Below are 20782 nucleotides of genomic sequence, written 5' to 3'. Positions count from 1 at the left end.
ATAAAGGTATGTTTATTGGATAAACATAGCATCTCCAAAACTGAAGAAACGGTAGCCTTCTTCGACAGCATGCTTGTAGGCTTCCAGAGTAAATTCTCTACCAGCAAAGGCAGAAACAAGCATGACAAGAGTGGATTTTGGTAGATGGAAATTGGTTGAAAAAGCGTCGACAATCTGGAAAGTATAGCCTGGTTTGATAAAAATATTGGTCCAACCAGAGTCAGCTTCCAAGCGGCCGTTAAATTTGTTTCCAATTGTCTCCAAGGTACGGATAGAGGTTGTACCGACCGCAATGATACGACCACCGTTATCCTTGACTTGGTTGAGAATTTGAGCGGCTTCTGCAGGTAGATTGTAAAATTCTGAGTGCATCTCGTGCTCTTCAACATTGTCCACAGATACTGGTCGGAATGTTCCTAAACCGACATGTAAGGTCAAATAAACGAGTTTCACTCCCTTTCTCTCAATTTTTTTCAGTAGTTCTTGAGTAAAGTGGAGACCAGCAGTTGGCGCTGCGGCTGAACCATTTTCCTTAGCATAGACCGTCTGATAGCGTTCTCGGTCTTCCAATTTTTCATGGATATAAGGAGGTAAGGGCATTTCGCCCAAACTTTCTAAAACTTCAAGGAAAATGCCATCGTAGGAAAATTCAACAATTCGTCCACCGTGCTCTAATTCTTCCACGATAGTGGCTGTCAAACGACCATCTCCAAAAGCGATAGTAGCACCAATTTTTAAGCGTTTAGCTGGTTTTGCAAGTACTTCCCACTGATCACCGTGGATATTTTTTAACAGTAAAAGCTCTACATGACCATTCGTTTCAGGCTTATAACCATAAAGGCGGGCAGGTAGGACACGAGTATTGTTCATGACGAGAGCATCACCTGGATTAAGCTGATCGATAATATGATCAAAATGACTATCAACCATGCTCTTGTGTTCACGATTTAAAATCAATAGTCTAGAACTGTCGCGTTTTTCAAGAGGCACTTGAGCAATCAGTTCTTCGGGTAATTCAAAATCAAAATCTGCAGTATTCATATTCTCTCCTTGGATCATAGTAAAATGTAGGTCAAGTAAATCAATAGGGCAAAAGGAAACACCACTAATAGGCTACCGGCAAGGTAGAAGATAAATTTTAGAACCCTTGATTTTGGGATAAAATAGCCAGCAAGGCAGAGAAGAATACCGATAAAAAATAAATAAAAAAGCGCATCTGTCATAAGTATATTATACCACAAATAGATGAAGGATGAGGAAAGCTTTTAACAATATTTCCTCCTTTTAGGAATCAATGATAGAGGTATTTTGTTGCTATAATATATTATTGGATATAAGTGCTTGACAAAAATTGGTCTATACCATATAATAAAGATAAGAAAATCGGTCTATACCAAAAAGAGGTGTTTTATGAAAATTCATATTGTAAAAAATCAAGCAGAGGGGGCAATAGTTGCTTTAAACCTCTTGAGAGAAAAATTAGCGAATGGAGCAAAGGTTCTGGGGTTAGCGACAGGTTCCAGTCCATTGGAATTTTACAGATTGATTCGAGAGTCCGAACTAGATTTTTCAGATGTGACTTCTGTGAATTTAGATGAATATGTTGGTTTAGATGAGAACAGTGACCAATCCTATGTCCACTTCATGAAGGAAAATTTATTCAATGCCAAGCCCTTCAAGCAGTCTTATTTGCCCAATGGACTGGCAGAGGATGTAGCAGCAGAAGCCGCGCGTTACAATCAAATCTTGTCAGAAAATCCGGTTGATTTCCAGATTTTGGGGATTGGTCGCAATGGGCATATCGGTTTTAACGAACCAGGCGCTTCATTTGATGGACAAACACATTTAGTTGATTTAGCACCATCCACTATTGAAGCTAATAGTCGCTTCTTTCAAACAGCAGATGAGGTACCAAAACAAGCGATTTCTATGGGAATTGCTAATATCATGGCAGCTAAAACCATTGTCCTTATGGCCTATGGTTCTGAAAAAGCTGGCGCAATTAAGGCGACCGTGGAGGGACCTGTAACGGAAGAGGTTCCAGCTAGTATTCTTCAAAAGCACGAAGATGTGGTTCTAATTATTGATGAAGACGCAGCTAGTAAGTTTGATTAAAAAGAAAGTGAGATGGATTTTTCTTCATAGGGGAAAATTTTGGTGTTTCTATCCACTTAAAGGATGTGAGACTGGACTCCTTAGTTCAGTCTTTTCTGTTTTTTACCTCTATCTTTTACTTGTTTTTTTGACATTGTTGTAGTACTATGGCAATACAGAAAAAAGGGAAGAGTTTGTTTATAATGATGGAAAATGTAATAACCAAACATCCAGTTTTGATATTTGTTGGTAGGATGTTGTTCTATTTTTTTATATTATTGGTGCTCTTGTATTTATACAGCTATTTGGATATAGGACAGGGTAGTTTTATCTATAATGAATTTTAAAGGAGAAGGAAGAGTATAAAATGATTCAAAGTATGTTAGAAAGAATAGAGTATTTTGCCCAAGAAACCCCTGACTATCCTGTTTATCATTATCTGGGGCAAACTTATAGCTATGGAGATTTGAAGGCAGATTCCGATTCCTTAGCAGCTTATATCGATGGTTTAGACTTGCCACCAAAATCTCCTGTTATCGTCTTTGGTGGTCAAGAATACCATATGTTGGCTACTTTTGTCGGCTTGACAAAGGCAGGTCATCCCTATATACCTGTGGATAGTCACTCAGCTCTCGATAGGATTGAAGCGATTATAGAAATAGCAGAGCCTAGCATGGTATTTGCGGTGACCGATTTTCCTCTAGGGACTAGTTTGCCGGTCGTTGGTTTGTCTGAATTGAAAGAGATAGTTCAGAATAAAACACCTTACCGCTTGACTCATCCCGTAGAAGGAGATGAGATTTACTATATCATCTTTACATCTGGAACGACTGGAAAGCCTAAGGGAGTGCAGATTTCCCATCGTAATCTTCTTAGCTTTACTAATTGGATGGTAACAGATAAGGAGTTTGCAGTGCCGGAACGGCCACAAATGCTAGCTCAGCCGCCTTATTCATTTGATTTGTCAGTCATGTATTGGGCACCGACTCTTGCTATGGGTGGGACCTTATTTGCCCTTCCAAAGGAATTGACCTTAGATTTTAAGACCTTGTTTGAAACGATCCAAGCCTTACCATTTAAGATTTGGACCTCAACGCCGTCATTTGTGGACATGGCTTTGCTGTCTCGTGAGTTTGATAGTCAGCATCTGCCAGAGTTGACGCATTTTTATTTTGATGGTGAGGAATTGACAGTAAAAACTGCTCAGAAGCTCCGCGAACGTTTTCCAAATGCTGTTATTGTCAATGCCTATGGTCCTACCGAGGCTACAGTCGCCTTATCGGCAGTTTCTATTACTAATGAAATGTTAGCTACCTGCAAACGTCTACCGATTGGTTATACCAAACCAGACTCGCCGACTTTTATTTTGGGAGAGGACGGTAAAGTAGTGCCGAATGGACAGCAGGGAGAGATTATTGTATCCGGTCCAGCAGTGTCAAAAGGTTATTTAAACAATCCAGAGCGGACAGAGGCTGCCTTTTTCAAATTTGAAGGGCTTCAGGCTTATCATACTGGTGATTTGGGGATGATGACAGACGAGGGACTCTTGCTCTATGGTGGGCGTATGGACTTTCAAATCAAGTACAATGGCTATCGTATTGAGCTAGAGGAAGTGGGTCAACATCTGAACAAATCCAGTCTAGTTGAGGCTGCAGTGGCAGTTCCGCGCTATAACGCAGATCATAAAGTACAAAATCTCTTGGCCTATGTAGTTCCCAAAGCTGGGGTTATGGAGCAGTTTTCTAGGGAATTGGAGTTGACCAAGGCTATTAAGCGGGAGTTGACAGATCGAATGATGGATTACATGATGCCATCTAAGTTTATCTACCGTGATAGTCTACCACTGACCGCCAATGGTAAGATTGATATTAAGGGATTGATCAGTGAGGTAAATGCCCAATGATGGAGTTTTTTAAAGCTTTACCACGCTTAGAACCCTATGGAAATCCTTTGTATTTTATTTATCTAATTTTAGCCCTTGCGCCAATTTTTATAGGTCTTTTCTTCAAGAAACGTTTTCCTTGGTATGAGGGGCTAGTCAGTCTGATCTTTATTATCTTGATGTTCACAGGTAGTAAGACAGAACAGTTACTGTCTTTGTTTATCTATATTCTTTGGCAAACGGTTTTAGTTTTTATTTACAAGTATTATCGTCAACGGGCCAATCAAGGTTGGGTCTTCTATCTGGTGGTGTTTCTTGCTGTTCTGCCCTTGTCCTGGGTGAAATTGGCACCGACCATCAATCAGCCTGCCTCACTTTTTGGATTTTTAGGGATTTCTTACCTGACTTTTCGGTCTGTTGGAATGATAATGGAGATGAGGGATGGATTATTAGCAAACTTTAGTTTGGTCAGCTTTCTTCGTTTCCTACTTTTTATGCCGACATTCTCTAGCGGTCCAATTGATCGTTACAGAAGGTTTACAGAAGATTATGAGCAGATTCCTGAGAGAGATGAGTTACTGAATATGCTGGACAAGGCTATTCATTCTATCATGATGGGATTCTTTTATAAGTTTATTCTAGCTTATTTTATTAGACAGGTTTTGCTTGATCCTTTGAAAGGTGTGGCGCTAGGTCAAGGAGGTTGGTTCAATCTGCCGACCCTGGGAGTGATGTATCTTTATGGTCTTGAATTATTCTTTGATTTTGCTGGATATTCCTTCTTTGCACTAGGGATTTCCAACCTTATGGGAATCCGTTGTCCGATCAATTTTGACCATCCCTTTAAATCTCGTGACCTCAAGGAATTTTGGAATCGTTGGCACATGAGTCTGTCTTTCTGGTTTCGTGATTTTGTCTTTATGCGCCTGGTGAAGACCCTGTTGAAGAATAAGATTTTTCAAAATCGAAATACAGTATCCAATGTCGCCTATCTTGTTAATATGCTCTTGATGGGCTTATGGCATGGCGTGACATGGTACTATGTTGCCTATGGTCTTTTTCATGCCATCGGTTTAATGATCAATGACGCTTGGTTACGCAAGAAAAAATCGGTGAATCTAGCAAGGAAAAAAGCAGGACAGCCTCCCCTTCCAGATAATCGTTGGACAGCTTTGGCTGGGATGGTCATTACTTTCCATGCGGTGATGTTCTCCTTCTTAATTTTTTCAGGATTTTTAAATAAATTATGGTTTAAATAAGCAGTGTCACCTAGGGCACTCAGTAATGAAAGGTATTTTAAAATGGATGTAAAAGAAACAGTTTTGGGAATGATTGAAGACTTGTTTATGGAAGATGTGTCTGATATGATGGACGAGGATCTGTTTGATGCAGGTGTCTTGGACAGTATGGGAACTGTTGAGTTAATCGTTGAGTTGGAAAATCAATTTAATATCGTTGTCCCTGTTTCAGAATTTGGTCGTGAAGACTGGAATACAGCTAATAAAATTATCGCTGGTGTGACGGAGTTAATGCATGCATAAGCGGTTGTGGCATATTTTAGGGCCAATCTTTTGCGCGCACCTTTTAGTAGTGGTTGTCGTATTATTTTTCCCAAATTCCTATCGTTCTACTATTGAAGAGGAGAAGAAGGATGCAGTTGCTTTGTCCAGTATCAGTTTTAAAAGCAGACACAAGAAAAATAGAGCTTTGAGTAATCCGGAGCACCGTTTCGTTCCCTTTTTTGGATCAAGCGAATGGTTGCGGTTTGATAGCATGCATCCGTCAGTTTTAGCAAGTGCCTACCAGCGGAGCTATACTCCTTATTTGCTGGGTCAGCGAGGGGCATCCTCTCTTACCCAATACTTTGGTATGCAGCAGATGAGATCTCACCTGAAAGACAGTCAGGCAATCTATATCATTTCTCCGCAGTGGTTTTCGCGTAGGGGAGAAGGTTCAGACGCCTTTGAACAATATTTTAGTAGCGATCAAGCGATTTCCTTTTTACAAACAAATGTAGGCGATGACTATGAACAATATGCAGCTAAACGCTTCTTAGAGCTCAAATCTAGTTGCAGCCTGACTCATATGCTTCAAAAGGTAGCGAATAAAGAAAAGCTAACAGACTTTGATCGGTTGCAGCTACAATGGCAAGGTTATTTTTTAGATAGGCAGGATGCCTTATTTAGCCGCTTTCCTGATACAGGCAGTAATCTTGAGCTGGTCAAGAGTAAGGCTGCGAAACTTCCCAAGACATTTTCCTATGATCGTTTAGTGGATGTGGCTAATAGTGAAGGAAGACGTGCGACTCAATCCAATGATTTTCAAATTGATGATACTTTTTATAAGAATCGTTTGAAATCAAGAATACAAAAGTTTAAGCACTCACAGACTAAACTATCTTATTTACAGTCTCCGGAGTATAATGATCTCCAGTTGGTCTTGAATGAATTTGCAAAGTATAGGACGAATGTGTTGTTTGTCATTCCCCCTGTCAACGGGCGTTGGATGAACTATACAGGCCTGAATAAGGATATGTATCAAGCAACGGTAGCTAAGATTAAGCACCAATTAACTAGCCAGGGTTTCAGTCATATTGCTGATTTGTCGGAGCAGGGGAATGTGGATTATTTCATGCAGGATACGATTCATATTGGTTGGCGAGGTTGGCTCGAGCTTGACCGTTACATCAATCCCTTCCTCACCGAGAAACAGCCACCTGTTCACTACCATATAAACAAGGCCTTTTTGACTCCTGAGTGGGCCAAATATAAGGGAAAGGTAGAGCAATTTTTGAAATAATATCCTCTAGATCAATTTGTATAAAAAAAGCAAGTGGTACGTACTGCGTATAGCAGTCGTCTTATCGCTTGCCATTTTTTGTACATGCAAACAATATAGAAGTTATTTTCTTTGATTTAAATGTCAAGCTATATTTTAAATTTGCCATATCAATATAGAGTCATTCAAATGAGTAATATTTCACCTGTAGGATTTTATTGCAAAGAATAAGATATAAAAAAACATGGCTAGGATGACCTAGTCATGTTTTTTAATAACCAAAGGAAATAAGGAGCACCGATAGCAGTGACAACCAAGCCAGTTGGAATGTCTGTTCCGACTAGAAGGACGCGCCCAATTGTATCTGCTAGAAGTAGAATGAGGCTACCTGTCAGCATGCTGGCTGGAATGGTTATGCGGTGATCGTTACCTAGCCAATAGCGAGTGATATGACCAGCGATGAGACCAACAAAAGTGATATTTCCAACCAGGATCACACTAAGGGCTGCCAGAGCAGTAGCCAAACTTAAAGTTATGAGCCTTTCCCTTTGAAGATGTAGGCCTAAAGCCATAGCTGTCTGATCATTGAGGTTCATAATGTTGAGTGGGCGACTCCGACTAAAGGCTAATAACCAAACCAAAATCAGAAGTGGAGAATAGGTAGCTAGCGTTGCCCAGTCCCCACCGTTAACCCTGCCACTCAGCCATTGAACAATATATTTCATCTTGAAGTCATCTAGCCGGCTGATAATACTGACCATGATACCTGCCAACATACTTGAGATCCCCACTCCTGTGATAATCAAACTTGTTGGTTGGATACCGTAGAACTTTTTACGAGCAATCCAGTAGACTAGAAAAATTGTTAACCCACCACCAAACATGGCAAATAAAGGAGTAAAGGCTAGAAAGATAGGACTTATTTTTGAAGACATACCCACCAGAATAGCTACAACTAACCCAGCTCCGGTATTGATACCCAAAATACCTGAATCTGCTAGAGGATTACGAGTTAGGGTTTGCAGGAGCAAGCCAGCCAAGGCTAAAGAAGAACCGCCAATTATGGAAGCTAAAATGCGAGGAAAGCGAATCCGGCTAATAATAAGTAAAGTAGAAGAATTTGCTCGTCCAGTTATTACATCTAAAATATCTGAAAAAGATGAATTGGCATAGCCGATAGACAGAGAAACTAGGCAGCCGACCAGAAGTAGGGCTATAAGGAGAGAGAAAGCTCTTAGAAGATGTTTTTTTCTCATCATAAGTGTTTCCCCTTTCGGATTAACCATAGAAAGCAAGGTAGACCGATGATACTAATAACAGCGCTGATGGGAGTTTCAACAGGAGGGTTGATAGAGCGGCAGATGAGGTCTACCCAGATAAGAAAGCCAGCTCCTGCAAGTGCAGTCAAAGGTAGTAGAAGTTGATAGTTCTTTCCTGTAAACATCCGTATAAAATGTGGGATAATAAGACCAATAAAGGAAAGTGCTCCTACCAAAGCTACTGCAGCGGCTGACAGTAGCAACACAATGCCCAGTAAGACAAACGTTATCAACAGAGTTCGCTGTCCCAGAGTCTTTGCAACGGTTTCATTGAGGCTAAGAATCGTCAACTGATGGGAAAAAAGCTGAGCTAAAATTAGTCCCAAGATGATGAAAGGAGCGATAATTGTTAACATTTTCCAATTGACTTGAACCAATCCTCCTGCTTGCCAGCCGATAACTGCAGTAGACAGATCAAAATAAATGGTGATGGCTTGTCCAATTGCTGAAAAGAGGCTTGCTACCATAGCCCCAGAGAGGATTAGACGCAACTGATTATAGCCTTTTTGAGCCTGATAAGAGAGACCAAAAACTAAGACAGCTGCTAGGAATGATCCTAATAAGCAAATGAATAAAATCTGGCTATAATGCAGACTTCCCATGATTGCATAGGCAATGACAAGAGCTAGACCTGCTCCTGCGTTGATTCCCAGCAAACCAGGATCAGCAATAGCGTTGCGAGTGATTCCTTGCATCATTGCTCCTGCCTGAGCCATAGCTGCTCCGACTAAAATGGCAGCCAATATTCTCGGCATTCGTAGGTCCACAATGACATCTTGGATATTGGAATCAGTCATAGGGTTTTGGAGAACCTCCATCAGTTGGTCGTGACTGTAAGAGACAGTACCAAACCGTAAACCGCAGTAAGCTCCCACCAGAAACAGTGAGCTAATGATGAAAAAAACAAGCCAAATTTTCTTTGGCTTTGTTGAGTGATAAAGAAGATATTCTTCTTGCTTCATTGTACAATTCCTTTTTACTTCGCTTCTTTGATGGCTGTAACAAACGCCCCTATTTGCATATCAAGTGACATAGGATCTGAGAAGTAGAAGAGATTGTAATCGATCTCAATGACATGACCGGCTTGCACCGCAGGTAGTTTCTTCCAAATATCACTTTCCTTGAGAGAGGCTGCGGCCTCTCTGGTCTTATCATTGACATTGACAAGAGCATAGTCTCCGATATAGTTTGGTAAGGCTTCTTGCGACACGCCAAACCAACCATCTTTGTTGATAATATCTTCTTGCACCTTAGTAGGTGCAGCAAAACCAAGTGCTTTATAAACGAGTTCTCCACCACGACCAAAGTTATTGCCATAGAGATAGATATTTTTATCATAGAAATCCATGACTGTAAAGGTTGTTTTTGGATCAATCAGGCCACTGAGTTCATTCTTGGCAGAGGCTACCTTTTTATTCCATTGATCCAACCAAGTCTGGGCTTCTTTTTCCTTGTCAAAAATTTGACCTATATCAGTCAACATTTTCAGATAATCACTCTTTCCATAGGTAATTTCAATGACAGGAGCAATTTCTTTCAAGGTCTTCAGGTTCTCATTGCCTGAGAAAACAAGAATTAAATCTGGTTTTTGTGCAGCAATAGCCTCGGTATCCGCAGCAGTTAGTCGAACAGCTTTTTTGAGCTGTTCACCAAAGGCAGGACTATTTTTTTCCAAATCTAAGCTATAACTTGATACATCGATTCCTAATTGTAACAGGTAGCCTGTATAAGAATAGGCAAAATTGACAACCTTCTTTGGATTTTTTGGAATATTCCCGTGATAGGTAATACCTTCAATCTTTGGCATGCTAGACAATTCGACTTTATCTGAGTTTTGTGCAGTCGAGCAAGCTGTCAAGAAAATAAGGGTTACAAACAAACTAAAATAGGTTAAAATCTTTTTCATATTTTCTCCTTAATTGTATTTTAAATCATAAGTTAGTAAAATAGGATACTGTTGTTTTGGATCTTGTATCAATTGGGCTTCAATCTTAAATATTTCCCCAAGAATATCTGCTGTCATAACATCAGAAACAGAACCATGGCGATAAATCGTTCCGTCTTTCATAGCAATCATATAGTCTGAAAAACGAGCTGATAAATTGACATCATGGAGAACCATGACGATCGTTTTCTGTCGTGTTTGATTGAGATTTCTCAGGAGTTCCAACACTTCCAACTGATGATTAAGATCTAGATAAGTAGTGGGTTCGTCAAGAAAGATAGTATCAGTATCTTGAGCCAAGGCCATAGCAATCCAAACCCGTTGCCGTTGTCCACCGGACAAATCATTGACAGGTAGTCGGGCATAGGAAGTGATTTGGGTCACTTCCATCGCCCAATTAATTTTTTCTCTATCTTGATCAGAAAGGTGCCCCAACCCATTTTGATGAGGAAAACGACCGTAAGAAACTAGCTCATAGACAGAAATTTCTTCCGTTGCTTCTAATATTTGAGGTAGAAGGGCTAGTTTTTTGGCTACCTCTTTGGTAGGAAGTTGAGCAATGACATGCCCATCCAGATAGACAGCTCCTTTTTTCACGGGGAGAATCCTTGTCAATGCTTTGAGCAAGGTTGATTTTCCGCAACCATTAGCACCGATAATCGTGGTTATTTTTCCTGTCGGAATAGTGGCTGACAAACTATCAATGATTGTTCGATTGTCATAAGCTACTTGGATAGCTTCAGCTTGAATAGAAGACACAAAGTTCTCTCCTTTCTAAGGATACAAAGAGCGTAAAAATCCGTATATCCGTATAAAATAGGAAATTGATCACAGTCGGCTAGACACAAAGGTGTAAGGCTCTGGATGAAATAAACAATTGATACGAAGAAATAATTTTTTTCAGATAGAATTGATTGCGTTAAGGTACGAAAGTTCCCGTTCTATTTTTGAAAAAAACTTTTCTATTGCTTGGTAGAATAAGCAGACTATGATTTTCAATACGTTTCGATCAATAGTATACCATAAAAATTTTGTGAGACAAAGATTTTTCTGAAAATTTTAATTTAATAATAATGATTATAAAAAACCATTGTTCTTTGAAACAATGGTTAAGGAATTATAAATATTTTTTAGCAATTTCTAAGTCACCAGCATATTCTTCACGCTTGTCGTTAACGATTTGGTAGGCATCTGCCCCTTTTCCAGCGATGATAACTGCATCCTGCGGAGATACGGTTTGAGTCATAGCAAAGCGAATAGCTTCTTCGCGATCTAGGATAAAGCTGCTTGGCCGTGTCATGTAAGAACGAATTTGTTCAGCAATAACTGCGGGATCTTCTCTGTTAGGATCGTCTGCTGTTAATATACTATCTACTTGTGGATAATCATTGAGCAAGAGCCCAAAATCTTTTCGACGACTTTCTCCCTTGTTTCCAGGTGCACCTAGTATCAAGATGACTTTGCCTGTTTGATGTTCTAAGACGACATCAATCAATTTCTTCACACTATCACCGTTATGGGCATAATCCACGAAAACCTTGGCTCCATTTTTCTGAGTTAGGACCTCCATGCGACCCGGTACACTTGTTTGAGCAATCCCTGTGTGAATATCTTTGAGATTGGCTCCCAGTCGTAGGCAAGCTAGTCCAGCTGCGATGGCATTTTCTTGGTTGAATCTACCAATGAGTTGTATATCATAATGGCCTGCTAATTTGCCAGTAGCAGTGAAGTCAAAGCCAGCAGATTGAATGATTTCATTTTCAGAAGCAGGTCCATAAACATCATGGTCTTTAGAAGAGACTTGGTCTTTTACGACCTCAAAATGATCCATGCCAGCATTTACAACGACTGCTTTACTATTGTCCATTAAAAGCCGCTTATGGTAAAAGTAATCTTCAAAGGTTGGGTGCTCAATCGGCCCGATATGGTCAGGGCTGATGTTGAGAAAGACCCCGACATCAAAGGTTAGACCATAGACTCGCTTCACGAGATAAGCCTGACTGGATACCTCCATAATCAGATGGGACATGCCATTTTTTACGGCTTCTGCCATCATGGCAAAGAGATCCAGACTTTCCGGAGTGGTCAATGTTGATTTGAAAAAGTTCACGCCGTCCAGAGTGGTGTTCATGGTCGAAAGCATAGCAGGCTTGTGATGTTGTTTGAGGATATTGAAGGCAAAATAAGCTGCGGTCGTTTTTCCTTTAGTACCAGTGAATGCTAAAAGTTTGAGCTGGTTCTGAGGGTTTTTATAGAAGTCCATCGCCACCAGACTCATTGCCTGCTTGATGTCCCCTACTAGAATTGCAGGAATACCTACTTCGTAGTCAATTTCAGACACATAAAAGGTTAAACCAGCCGCAATAGCTCCTTCCAAAAATTCTTTTTTGAAGGACAAACCCTTAGCAAAGAAAAGGGTATCTGAGGTAACCGTTCGACTGTCATAGCTAAGGGCATTAAATGAAATCCCTTTCCATGTTTTGAAAGCTTCCTGATTATAGCTAACATGGCGAAAATTGCCATCTGTTTTCAAAATGTCCAATACACGTTCAATTTTAATCATGCCTCTATTGTAAACCTATCAAAGGTATTTGACAAGTAAATACACAGAAAGATGATGGGGGGACTCCACATTAGTAATATCCATGAATAAAAAAATGGTGAGTCTGTTTTTTCCTTTTGTATGTCATCTTAGAAATGTCGAACTTACCCTATTTATGCTATAATGGAAAGGACTGAAAAGGAGAAGAAAATGTTTTATTCGTATCTAAGAACCTTATTAACTTTTTTACTTTGGGCAATCAATGGTAACATTCATTATCATGATAGGGACAAAATTTTGCCACAAGAGGAAAACTATATTCTAATTGCTCCTCATAAAACTTTTTGGGATCCGGTTTTTCTAGGCTATGCTGCAGCACCCAAGCAATTTATTTTCATGGCTAAAAAAGAGTTATTCAAGGACCGTGGTTTTGGCTGGTGGATTAGCAAATGTGGAGCCTTTCCGATTGATCGTGATAATCCCGGTATGGCAGCTATCAAGTATCCTGTGAATATGCTAAAAAAGAGCGATCGTTCCTTAGTGATGTTTCCATCAGGTAGTCGTCATTCATCCGAACTCAAGGGGGGAGTGGCTGTTATTGCGAAATCTGCTAAGGTTAAGCTTATGCCTGCTACCTATGTTGGTCCGATGACAATTAAGGGGTTACTTGCTGGCGAGCGGATTGATGTGGCTTTTGGGAATCCGATTGATGTGTCCGATATTAGGCGGATGGATGATGAAGGCACAGCAGAAGTAACCCGTCGGATTGAAACGGAGTTCAAGCGCATAGAGGAACTTGCAGCATCTTTCCAGACAAAGAAAAGACCAACTATCTTTACATACATTTACCGACTTCCAGTCCTTTTGCTGGTGGCACTTATCTTGGGGTTGACCTATGCTTTTAGCTATCTTGCAAGCTTTTTCTGGCAACCAAGCACACAGTTGGATAAGTGAGAGAAAGATATGTTATTGCACAGAACTCGCAAAATGCGGGTTTTTTCATTTCTTTTTCCGAATGATTTAAGTGGAGGTAATTTTATGGAAAAAGTTATTGAATGCATTAAAGAATACAAGTGGCAAGTTGGTCTGCCTGTGATAGCAGTAGTGGTGGTGGCGAGTTTTCTTCTTTTTAGACAGTCAGCTCAGCCAGTTGACCAGACAGGATTGACCAAGTTTTCACAGACAGAACAAATCAGCTCCAGTCAAGAAGTGATAGAAGAGACCTCAACAGAAGCTAGCGAGAAAAACAGCAAACTAGTGGTGGATGTCAAGGGTGCAGTGATAAATCCCGGTCTTTACACCTTAGAGACTGGTGCCCGTATCAATGATGCTATTGCCGCAGCGGGCGGTTTCACTAGTCAAGCAGATCAAAAATCTATCAATCTAGCACAAAAGCTGACTGATGAAACAGTCGTCTATGTGGCTAGTCAGGGTGAGAATATTTCGGTAGTTCCCAATTCTTCAACTAGCTCAGCCCTGTCTCAAGAGGGAAATAAATCTGGTCTAGTTAATCTGAATACAGCTACGGTGGCGGACTTACAGACCATTTCAGGCATCGGTGCTAAGCGAGCAGCGGATATTATTGCTTATCGTGAAGCCAATGGTTCTTTCAAGTCGGTGGACGATCTCAGCAATGTTTCTGGCATTGGTGACAAGACCCTAGAAAGTATCCGATCCTATGTTACGGTTGGATAAGCTTCCCTGTCAGCCTATACATCTAGCCATTTTGGCGGTCGTGACCTACTTTACGGTTCACCGTTTTTCGATGTTGACAATGAGCCTTCTGATATTATTATTGGTAATCTATTGGCGGCGTCAGGGGAAACTTACTTTTTTTAAAATGCTGCCGCTTCTAGTCTTATGCGGTCTATTCTTCGGCTGCCAAAAGCTCAAATGGAAACAGGAAGAGCAGGCTGTTTCAAAGCAAGTGACTGCTGTAGAGATTGTGCCGGATACTATAAATATCAATGGCGATCAGTTATCTTTCCGTGCTAGGACTGATGGTCAGATTTACCAAGGTTTCTACAAACTAACTAGTCAGAAAGAACAGGAGTATTTCCAAAAGCTAACAGCTCTTGTTCAGGTGGAGGTGAAGGCAGAGACAAGTCTCCCATCAGGTCAGCGGAATTTCAATGGTTTTGATTATCAAGCCTATTTAAAAACACAGGGAATCTATCGAATCCTCACCATAGCGACTATCAATAAGATCGTACCTATTCACTCTTGGAACCCTATGGATTGGTTGTCAATTTGGCGGAGAAAAGCCTTGGTTTTCATCAAATCTAATTTTCCTTCCCCCATGAGCCATTACATGACAGGGTTGCTTTTTGGAGAGTTGGACAGTGACTTTGATCAGATGAGCGCCCTTTACTCCAGTCTGGGGATTATCCATCTCTTTGCTCTATCAGGAATGCAGGTAGGTTTTTTCATTGATAAGTTTCGCTGGATTTTACTGCGTTTAGGCTTGACAAAGGAGACAGTTGATCAATTACAAGTCCCCTTTTCTTTTGTCTATGCTGGTTTGACAGGCTTTTCTGTATCAGTCGTCCGGTCTTTGATTCAGAAAATTTTGAGCAACCTGGGGCTTCGGAAGCTGGATAACTTTGCTGCAACACTCTTTATTTGTTTCTTGGTGCAGCCTCGTTTTCTCCTGACAGTTGGAGGTGTCTTGACATTTACCTATGCTTTTTTGTTGACGGTCTTTGATTTTGAAGACTTGAAGCAAATCAAAAAGGTTGTAGTGGAAAGTCTGAGTATTTCTCTGGGGATTCTGCCAATTCTGATGACCTATTTTTTCGCTTTTCAGCCCCTATCTATTCTACTAACCTTCTTCTTTTCCTTTGTTTTTGATGTATTGCTTTTGCCGAGTCTATCTGTAATTTTTCTTTTATCTCCCTTGGTCAAGATTACTTGGGTCAATTCTTTCTTTGTTTTGATGGAGAAAATGATTATTTGGGTATCGGATTTGGGTCTTCGACCTTTGATACTAGGGAAACCGTCTGACTTCATCTTGTTAGTCTTGTTACTGGGATTTTTCATGCTTTACGATTTTCATAGACAGAAAAAATGGCTGTTAGGATTGAGTTTGCTCCTTACTCTGCTATTTTTCATTACAAAACATCCATTAGAAAATGAAGTAACTGTCGTAGATATCGGACAGGGAGATAGTATCTTTTTGCGAGATATGCAGGGGCGTACGGTTCTAATTGACGTTGGTGGACGGGTGGATTTTACGGTCAAGGAAGGCTGGAAGGCGCGATCCCGTCAGGCTAATGCAGAGAGGACCTTGATTCCTTATCTACATAGTCGAGGTGTGGACAAGATTGACAGTTTGGTGTTGACGCACACCGATACTGACCATGTGGGCGATGTTCTGGAAGTAGCTAAGAATTTTAAGATCGGAAAGATCTATGTGTCTTCAGGTAGTTTGACAGTCCCTAGCTTTGTAACCACCTTGAAAAAAATCAATGTACCTGTTCATGTTGTGCAGGTGGGTGATCGCCTACCGATTGTTGATTCCTATTTGGAAGTGCTCTATCCGAGCCGATCGGGTGATGGTAGCAACAATGATTCTATTGTCCTCTATGGACGGCTCCTTGGAATCAATTTTCTGTTTACGGGTGATCTGGAGGAGGGGGAATTAGAGCTGATAAAAACCTATCCCAAATTGTCAGTTGATGTTCTAAAAGCTGGACACCATGGTTCAAAAGGTTCTTCTTATCCTGAATTTTTAGACCATATTGGAGCTAAGATTGCCTTAATCTCGGCTGGTGAGAAAAATCGCTACAAGCATCCCCATCAAGAAACCTTGGAGCGTTTTGAACAGAAGAATATGCAAATCTATCGGACAGACCGGCAAGGAGCTATTCGCTTTAGAGGTTGGCGAAGTTGGTCAATTGAAACGGTGAGATGAGTGAAAATGGTATGTGAGATAGCCATACTCCATCAGCAACTCTAGTTTTTATAATATGCACATATCTATTCAATGGAGTTTTTTTGTTGAATTTTTAATGGAATTGGTATATGCTAATCTAGTTTAGATATTCTGAGGGAAGAGGCATGATGAAATTTAAGAAAATATTGATTACTGTAGGTGTTTGCGTTATTGGTTCTTTATCATTTACCGGTATCAAGGCCGATACAGTACCATTTAAAACTAAAGGACAGCAGAGTGTACCAGGAGTTACGGTGGTTCCTTTTAATGTAGGTTCCAATTCTATTCAGGTAAAATTGGAGCCACATGGTTATGTATATACAAGTGTTAATGGAGAAAAAATAAAGGTCGCAGATAAAGAGTTTAAGTTAAAGTGTACGTATACGGATAAACAAATTTATTCGGATTGTCAAGATAGAGAATGGAAGGTTAGCGGGAATCGCGCAGATGGCAGCGGAAATTACACAGTCCAACTGAAAAAACCGCTAACAGAAGAAGATATTGTTACGTTGAGCTTTGCAGATGATGGGAATTTTTATTTTGGTAAGCTAGTATACGAAAGTGAAAAGAAACAAGCTGAGCATTTCCAAAAAGAGCAAGAAGCTAAAGAAAAAGAATATGCTGAAGGTTTGTTTAAACGTTCTATTGAAGAGGAAAATAATAAAACGTGGAGAGATGTAGTTAGAGACTCTTTTCAAGATACTTGGTGGAATTTGAAAAGTTGGTGGAGTAACTGAGTGTATCAGTGGCAATGTTTCTGTACCATTGAAATGCCCAAAGTCGATAGGTTCTAAATAGCTCATGAGCAAGTGACAAAGGTATGATTTCCTAAGAATTGGACAATGTTGATAAAGGTCTAATAAAAGAGATGGTGATTATTCAATAGACTTTATCCTACTGGACTCTATGCTGTTTGCAAGATTTTGAGGCATTATCACATTTTGAGTCATCCATCTTTTTATGATACAATGGAAGAAGAAACAGAGGACAGCATGACAGTAATTGGACAGATTGAACAGGTAAAAAGAGAAAATTTGGGGTTGTTGACCGTTTTATGTGGTGAAGATGTCGGACAGTATCAAATTGCAAAGGAACTTTTGCTAAGACAAATTGACTTTAGTACAGCAGATTTAGGCTTTGCTTACTTTGATATGTCAGAGGCAGAGTATCGTCAAGTGGACTTGGATTTGGTTTCTCTTCCTTTCTTCTCAGATGAAAAAGTAGTTATTCTGGACTACTTTTCTGATATGACAACAGATAAAAAACGCTATTTGACAGATGATGAGCTTAAGCAGTTTGAGGCCTATTTGGAAAATCCTGTTGAGACAACTCGTCTGGTCATTTTAGCACCAGGAAAGTTGGACAGCAAGCGCCGTCTAGTCAAACTTCTAAAGCGAGATGGTTTGATTTTAGAAGCTAATCCTTTGAAAGAGGCTGATTTAAAACATTATTTCCAGAAAGAAGTTTGTCGTATAGGCTTGCAGATGGATGCGGATGTTTTTCACTATCTCTTGGGAAAATCCAATTTTGATTTTGCAGAAGTCAGTAAGAACCTAGCTTTTTTACAGTCTTATAAGGGACAAGAACCTATTTTTCTAGCCGATATTGATGCAGCGATTCCTAAGACTTTGCAGGATAATATTTTTGATCTAACCCAGCTTGTACTGCAATCAAAAATGGATCAAGCACGCAATTTAGTACGTGATTTGCGTTTACAAGGGGAGGAAGAAATCAAACTCATCGCTATTATGTTGACACAGTTTCGCACCTATTTACAGGTTCAAATCTTGCAGGCACAAGGACGTGGAGAACAGCAGATTGTGGCAGAATTATCCGAGATTATGGGACGAAAGGTCAATCCATTTCAGGTAAAATATGCTCTACGTGACTCTCGTCACTTATCAATTGGCTTTTTAAAAAAAGCTATCAAACTTTTGATTGAGACAGATTTCCAAATGAAGACAGGTCAGTTTGATAAGGAATACCTGTTTGATTTAGCCTTACTAAAGATTGCTACAACCTAGAAGGACACTAGTATAGATGGTTTCGGACAAATAAATTGAAAAGGATTCCATGTTGGAGTAAAATGGACTTATCAATTTTAATAGGAGAATGAGATTATGGCAATCAGTTTACCAAACCTACCCTATGCATACGATGCTTTGGAGCCGTATATTGATGCGGAAACAATGTCCTTGCACCATGGCAAGCACCATGCAACTTATGTGGCAAATGCCAACGCAGCGCTTGAAAAACATCCTGAAATTGGTGAAGACCTAGAAGCCCTCCTTTCAGATGTTAATGCTCTGCCTGTAGATATTCGTCAAGCCTTGATTAACAATGGTGGCGGCCACCTCAATCATGCCTTGTTCTGGGAATTGCTTTCACCGGAAAAAACAGAAATTCCAGCAGAATTGGCAGCAGATATTGATGAAACATTTGGTTCATTTGATGCTTTCAAAGAAGCATTCACAACGGCTGCTACGACGCGTTTCGGTTCAGGTTGGGCTTTCTTGGTTGTTAACAGCGAAGGCAAGTTGGAAGTCATCTCGACAGCTAATCAAGACACACCAATCATGCAAGGTTTAAAACCGATTTTAGCGCTTGATGTTTGGGAACATGCATACTATCTCAACTATCGTAATGTTCGTCCAAACTATATTAAGGCCTTCTTTGAAATTATCAATTGGAACAAAGTTGGTCAACTTTATCAAGTAGCAACTGGTAAGTAATCTTTTTATCATATCACGGTATTTCTGTGAGAGGACTTTTAGTTAAGAAAGTCCGTGAGACCTAAGTTCCCGAAGAAACTAATTCTTTCAATTGACGAGAGTTGGGAATAAAGTCAATAGTTGTTATATGAACAGTATCATCTCTTCCTGATAAGGAAGAGTTTTTAAGTTGCTTCAAGTAGCTAGCGAAATATGCAGAAATACATTATCTCGAAAATAACTACAGCTCCAAGAAAAAGGTATAGAAGATCCGTATTTTTTGATACTGACCACAGCAGGTTATATCTTAGAAAAAAGAGAATATATGAGATACACTGCACTTGGTAGAATAATATGCCTTGATTACAAAACCAAGAAGCGAAGAAAGGGAAAAGATAGAAAACAACAAGTTGATGTATATTTTAATTTCATAGGCAATTGTCAAGTACTACAGAGAGCTGATATAGAAAAATGGTATAATAACAATATTGAGTGAAATAAATTAGATTTTGTAGGATAGGTTATTTATATTGACTTAACAAAAAAACAGCATTGCAACTGTTGGTTGACATATTTCCAAGGTGGCTTGGTAGCCATGCAACCGATTGATTTGATATAACTAAACCATAAAAGAAAGGAGTGTGCGTTATGAACATGGCAGACAGAATAGAGTATTTGAGAAAAACAAACGGAATCTCACAGGAAGAACTTGCAGACAAGGTTGGAGTATCTCGGCAGGCGGTTTCAAAATGGGAAAACGAACAAAGCTTGCCGGATTTGGAAAAAATAATTACCATGAGCGATTACTTCGGAGTTACAACCGATTACATTCTAAAAGGAATTGAACCAGTTGCAGATAAAGAGCAGAAAAGCTCTGAGCTAACAAGCAAGATACTATATATCGCATCAACAGCATTTGTTGCGATTGGATTATTTAGTGCTTTTTCAGGCTGGCATGAAACGCAAACCATAGATACCATATGGGGTTCAATGATTATTCAGGCCGTTGGAATTGCTGGATACTTTATCGGGCGGTTACTCTCTGCAGCAAGGCCGGCTTTTGCTGTTAACTGGCTTAATCTCAGCGGGTTCTTGTTCATGCCTTTTTCTATGGTTACGGGTGCAATTTCTATCGCACTTTTCAAACAAGGGTGGATTGCTCCATACCCTATCGGCATTGCTCATGTTGTATTGTTTGCTATAGTGTATATTAGTATTTGTGCCATAAGCTTTATTGTGTTGAAAAGACGAACAACGGGAGTGCTGGTTTGATGACAAATCCCAGTTTGTCGAAATGAAATAATTAAATAGAAACAATAACACAGCAACTTACGAAACAGTAAATCATCAAATCGGTTTACTGTTTTTTTCTTTTTCTAAAAACGGAAAGGAGGACTTATGGAAGAAGAAAAAAGAGTAATAAAAGAACCACAACATAAACAGTTAATAATGGATATTGGAAAGACAAAATATACTGTAAACCTACATTTTAAGCAAGATACAGGGGAAACATACAAGGATAAAATACTAGAGTTAATCAAAAGAGAAACAGAGAAGATATAAATTTGTCAAAGAAA

Annotated in this window: 20 protein-coding genes and 1 pseudogene; 15 read left to right on the top strand and 6 right to left on the bottom strand. The window is 39.8% G+C overall.

Annotated elements, in window-relative coordinates; genetic code table 11:
- Positions 1-12: 12 nt before the first annotated feature.
- Positions 13-1041: a tRNA preQ1(34) S-adenosylmethionine ribosyltransferase-isomerase QueA gene (gene queA / locus SR187_RS06680; protein ID WP_120171924.1), complete on the bottom strand. Its 1029-nt coding sequence runs from the start codon at positions 1039-1041 to the stop codon at positions 13-15.
- Between the two features lie 369 nt (positions 1042-1410).
- On the opposite strand from queA, the gene SR187_RS06675 reads away from it, so the two are divergent.
- The 6 genes from SR187_RS06675 (at position 1411) to dltD (ending at position 6775) form a co-directional block, all read left to right on the top strand.
- A complete protein-coding gene (locus SR187_RS06675; protein ID WP_120171923.1) occupies positions 1411-2115 on the top strand; it encodes a glucosamine-6-phosphate deaminase in 705 nt (234 codons plus the stop codon).
- Positions 2116-2300: 185 nt separating this feature from the next.
- Complete coding sequence (locus SR187_RS06670; protein ID WP_079276146.1) at positions 2301-2441, top strand: teichoic acid D-Ala incorporation-associated protein DltX; 141 nt, start codon at positions 2301-2303, stop codon at positions 2439-2441.
- Between the two features lie 20 nt (positions 2442-2461).
- Entirely contained in the window at positions 2462-3997 is a 1536-nt protein-coding gene (gene dltA / locus SR187_RS06665; RefSeq protein ID WP_120171922.1) for a D-alanine--poly(phosphoribitol) ligase subunit DltA, read from the top strand.
- Positions 3994-5235, top strand: coding sequence for a D-alanyl-lipoteichoic acid biosynthesis protein DltB (gene dltB / locus SR187_RS06660; protein WP_120171921.1), 1242 nt, complete (start codon positions 3994-3996; stop codon positions 5233-5235). Before dltA ends, dltB begins: the two co-directional genes overlap by 4 nt.
- A 42-nt stretch (positions 5236-5277) precedes the next feature.
- Positions 5278-5517, top strand: a complete 240-nt coding sequence (gene dltC / locus SR187_RS06655) for a D-alanine--poly(phosphoribitol) ligase subunit DltC (RefSeq protein ID WP_024532629.1) — start codon at positions 5278-5280, stop codon at positions 5515-5517.
- Entirely contained in the window at positions 5510-6775 is a 1266-nt protein-coding gene (gene dltD, locus SR187_RS06650; RefSeq protein WP_120171920.1) for a D-alanyl-lipoteichoic acid biosynthesis protein DltD, read from the top strand. Before dltC ends, dltD begins: the two co-directional genes overlap by 8 nt.
- A 227-nt stretch (positions 6776-7002) precedes the next feature.
- Here dltD and SR187_RS06645 read toward each other — a convergent pair whose 3' ends face one another.
- The 5 genes from SR187_RS06645 to SR187_RS06625 all read right to left on the bottom strand — a co-directional run bounded on the left by SR187_RS06645 (position 7003) and on the right by SR187_RS06625 (position 12581).
- Positions 7003-8013: a FecCD family ABC transporter permease gene (locus SR187_RS06645; protein WP_120171919.1), complete on the bottom strand. Its 1011-nt coding sequence runs from the start codon at positions 8011-8013 to the stop codon at positions 7003-7005.
- Positions 8010-9035 (bottom strand): FecCD family ABC transporter permease, encoded by a 1026-nt coding sequence (locus tag SR187_RS06640; RefSeq protein WP_120171918.1) that lies wholly within the window; start codon positions 9033-9035, stop codon positions 8010-8012. The genes SR187_RS06645 and SR187_RS06640 overlap by 4 nt, the downstream gene beginning before the upstream one ends.
- A gap of 14 nt (positions 9036-9049) precedes the next feature.
- On the bottom strand, positions 9050-9979 hold the full coding sequence (locus SR187_RS06635) for an ABC transporter substrate-binding protein (RefSeq protein ID WP_120171917.1): 930 nt from the start codon (positions 9977-9979) through the stop codon (positions 9050-9052).
- A gap of 9 nt (positions 9980-9988) precedes the next feature.
- Complete coding sequence (locus SR187_RS06630) at positions 9989-10777, bottom strand: ABC transporter ATP-binding protein (RefSeq protein ID WP_120171916.1); 789 nt, start codon at positions 10775-10777, stop codon at positions 9989-9991.
- 358 nt (positions 10778-11135) lie between these two features.
- Positions 11136-12581 (bottom strand): UDP-N-acetylmuramoyl-L-alanyl-D-glutamate--L-lysine ligase, encoded by a 1446-nt coding sequence (locus SR187_RS06625; RefSeq protein ID WP_120171915.1) that lies wholly within the window; start codon positions 12579-12581, stop codon positions 11136-11138.
- A 189-nt stretch (positions 12582-12770) separates the two neighbouring features.
- On the opposite strand from SR187_RS06625, the gene SR187_RS06620 reads away from it, so the two are divergent.
- From SR187_RS06620 to SR187_RS06580, 9 genes and pseudogenes are all read left to right on the top strand, one after another.
- A complete protein-coding gene (locus tag SR187_RS06620) occupies positions 12771-13514 on the top strand; it encodes a lysophospholipid acyltransferase family protein (protein ID WP_024532636.1) in 744 nt (247 codons plus the stop codon).
- Positions 13515-13598: 84 nt separating this feature from the next.
- Positions 13599-14255, top strand: a complete 657-nt coding sequence (locus tag SR187_RS06615; RefSeq protein WP_024532637.1) for a helix-hairpin-helix domain-containing protein — start codon at positions 13599-13601, stop codon at positions 14253-14255.
- Positions 14239-16473, top strand: a complete 2235-nt coding sequence (locus SR187_RS06610; RefSeq protein ID WP_120171914.1) for a DNA internalization-related competence protein ComEC/Rec2 — start codon at positions 14239-14241, stop codon at positions 16471-16473. The genes SR187_RS06615 and SR187_RS06610 overlap by 17 nt, the downstream gene beginning before the upstream one ends.
- A gap of 146 nt (positions 16474-16619) precedes the next feature.
- Complete coding sequence (locus SR187_RS06605; RefSeq protein ID WP_231996430.1) at positions 16620-17231, top strand: hypothetical protein; 612 nt, start codon at positions 16620-16622, stop codon at positions 17229-17231.
- A gap of 255 nt (positions 17232-17486) precedes the next feature.
- On the top strand, positions 17487-18518 hold the full coding sequence (gene holA / locus SR187_RS06600) for a DNA polymerase III subunit delta (protein WP_120172488.1): 1032 nt from the start codon (positions 17487-17489) through the stop codon (positions 18516-18518).
- 96 nt (positions 18519-18614) lie between these two features.
- A complete protein-coding gene (gene sodA / locus SR187_RS06595) occupies positions 18615-19226 on the top strand; it encodes a superoxide dismutase SodA (RefSeq protein WP_024532641.1) in 612 nt (203 codons plus the stop codon).
- A gap of 191 nt (positions 19227-19417) precedes the next feature.
- Positions 19418-19608 (top strand): annotated as a pseudogene (locus tag SR187_RS10240) (recombinase family protein); the annotation flags it as partial.
- A gap of 245 nt (positions 19609-19853) precedes the next feature.
- A complete protein-coding gene (locus SR187_RS06585) occupies positions 19854-20477 on the top strand; it encodes a helix-turn-helix domain-containing protein (RefSeq protein ID WP_120171912.1) in 624 nt (207 codons plus the stop codon).
- Positions 20478-20603: 126 nt separating this feature from the next.
- Positions 20604-20768 carry a transposon-encoded TnpW family protein gene (locus tag SR187_RS06580; protein ID WP_120171911.1) on the top strand — a complete coding sequence of 55 codons (165 nt, stop codon included), beginning with the start codon at positions 20604-20606 and terminating at the stop codon, positions 20766-20768.
- Positions 20769-20782 lie beyond the last annotated feature (14 nt).

It is taken from the genome of Streptococcus ruminantium (genome assembly GCF_003609975.1).
GTDB lineage: Bacteria > Bacillota > Bacilli > Lactobacillales > Streptococcaceae > Streptococcus > Streptococcus ruminantium.
Note: the sequence above shows the minus strand (reverse complement) of the source record. Positions and strands in the feature narration are given on the sequence as shown.

Coding starts and splice junctions, on each gene's coding strand:
- SR187_RS06640 (WP_120171918.1), bottom strand. CDS start 9,035: ATGAAGCAAGAAGAATATCTTCTTTATCACTCAACAAAGCCAAAGAAA.
- sodA (WP_024532641.1), top strand. CDS start 18,615: ATGGCAATCAGTTTACCAAACCTACCCTATGCATACGATGCTTTGGAG.
- SR187_RS06625 (WP_120171915.1), bottom strand. CDS start 12,581: ATGATTAAAATTGAACGTGTATTGGACATTTTGAAAACAGATGGCAAT.
- SR187_RS06605 (WP_231996430.1), top strand. CDS start 16,620: ATGATGAAATTTAAGAAAATATTGATTACTGTAGGTGTTTGCGTTATT.
- dltB (WP_120171921.1), top strand. CDS start 3,994: ATGATGGAGTTTTTTAAAGCTTTACCACGCTTAGAACCCTATGGAAAT.
- dltD (WP_120171920.1), top strand. CDS start 5,510: ATGCATAAGCGGTTGTGGCATATTTTAGGGCCAATCTTTTGCGCGCAC.
- SR187_RS06580 (WP_120171911.1), top strand. CDS start 20,604: ATGGAAGAAGAAAAAAGAGTAATAAAAGAACCACAACATAAACAGTTA.
- SR187_RS06620 (WP_024532636.1), top strand. CDS start 12,771: ATGTTTTATTCGTATCTAAGAACCTTATTAACTTTTTTACTTTGGGCA.
- SR187_RS06635 (WP_120171917.1), bottom strand. CDS start 9,979: ATGAAAAAGATTTTAACCTATTTTAGTTTGTTTGTAACCCTTATTTTC.
- SR187_RS06675 (WP_120171923.1), top strand. CDS start 1,411: ATGAAAATTCATATTGTAAAAAATCAAGCAGAGGGGGCAATAGTTGCT.
- SR187_RS06585 (WP_120171912.1), top strand. CDS start 19,854: ATGAACATGGCAGACAGAATAGAGTATTTGAGAAAAACAAACGGAATC.
- SR187_RS06670 (WP_079276146.1), top strand. CDS start 2,301: ATGGAAAATGTAATAACCAAACATCCAGTTTTGATATTTGTTGGTAGG.
- SR187_RS06645 (WP_120171919.1), bottom strand. CDS start 8,013: ATGATGAGAAAAAAACATCTTCTAAGAGCTTTCTCTCTCCTTATAGCC.
- queA (WP_120171924.1), bottom strand. CDS start 1,041: ATGAATACTGCAGATTTTGATTTTGAATTACCCGAAGAACTGATTGCT.
- dltA (WP_120171922.1), top strand. CDS start 2,462: ATGATTCAAAGTATGTTAGAAAGAATAGAGTATTTTGCCCAAGAAACC.
- holA (WP_120172488.1), top strand. CDS start 17,487: ATGACAGTAATTGGACAGATTGAACAGGTAAAAAGAGAAAATTTGGGG.
- SR187_RS06610 (WP_120171914.1), top strand. CDS start 14,239: ATGTTACGGTTGGATAAGCTTCCCTGTCAGCCTATACATCTAGCCATT.
- dltC (WP_024532629.1), top strand. CDS start 5,278: ATGGATGTAAAAGAAACAGTTTTGGGAATGATTGAAGACTTGTTTATG.
- SR187_RS06615 (WP_024532637.1), top strand. CDS start 13,599: ATGGAAAAAGTTATTGAATGCATTAAAGAATACAAGTGGCAAGTTGGT.